This is a genomic window from Vibrio sp. 1CM2L (assembly GCF_023161695.1).
GTDB classification, from domain to species: Bacteria; Pseudomonadota; Gammaproteobacteria; order Enterobacterales; family Vibrionaceae; genus Vibrio; species Vibrio coralliirubri.
This window is the reverse complement of record NZ_JALNTT010000022.1, coordinates 1-938: the sequence shown is the minus strand read 5'-3', so window position 1 is coordinate 938 and position 938 is coordinate 1. Positions and strand designations below refer to the sequence as shown.

The 938-nt window shown below is 46.9% G+C and carries 2 rRNA genes; both read left to right on the top strand.

The window, feature by feature from the left end:
• Nucleotides 1-352: ribosomal RNA gene (locus MSG34_RS24105) — 23S ribosomal RNA — on the top strand; the annotation flags it as partial.
• A gap of 137 nt (nt 353-489) precedes the next feature.
• Nucleotides 490-604 (top strand): 5S ribosomal RNA (gene rrf / locus MSG34_RS24100).
• Nucleotides 605-938 lie beyond the last annotated feature (334 nt).

The window sequence follows — 938 nt, the reverse complement described above, 5'->3', positions numbered from 1 at the left end:
GTTCGCCATTTAAAGTGGTACGCGAGCTGGGTTTAGAACGTCGTGAGACAGTTCGGTCCCTATCTGCCGTGGGCGTTTGAGAATTGAGAGGGGTTGCTCCTAGTACGAGAGGACCGGAGTGAACGAACCGCTGGTGTTCGGGTTGTCATGCCAATGGCATTGCCCGGTAGCTACGTTCGGAACTGATAAGCGCTGAAAGCATCTAAGCGCGAAGCAGGCCTCGAGATGAGTTCTCACTAGACTTTTAAAGTCTCTGAAGGGCCGTTGAAGACTACAACGTTGATAGGCAGGATGTGGAAGTGGTGCGAGCCATTAAGCTAACCTGTACTAATTACCCGTGAGGCTTAACCATACAACGCCAAACGCGTTTTATGTGATAGTGAAACAAGCGAAGAAGTTAATATAACTAAAGTAGATACTAGAAGACTTTATTATCAGAATTCCAAATTTTAGTTAGTACGTAGCGATACGGACTGACAACCAAATTTGCTTGGTGACAATAGCGTTTTGGACCCACCTGACCCCATGCCGAACTCAGTAGTGAAACGAAACAGCGCCGATGATAGTGTAGCAGCTGCTATGTGAAAGTAGGTCATCGCCAGGCTCCAAATTAAAAAAAGCCCGATTCGAAAGAGTCGGGCTTTTTTGCGTTTTAGCTGTCAGCTTTCAGCCGTCAGTTGAAACACGGAGATATCAGACGTTAGATATTAGATGTCAGTTGAGCGGTTGGGTTGTTTAGTACAGTGTCACCCTCAGCAACAAACCCCGTAGGAGGCACTTCAGTGCCGAATAAATTAAACAACCATATTCATGGCTAAAGCCATTCCTACAGGTACATTTTGCCTAGAGCCTAGAGCCTAGAGCCTAGAGCCTAGAGCCTAGAGCCTAGAACCTAGAACCTAGAACCTAGAACCCCCGGTTGATCGCTGAAAGCTGAT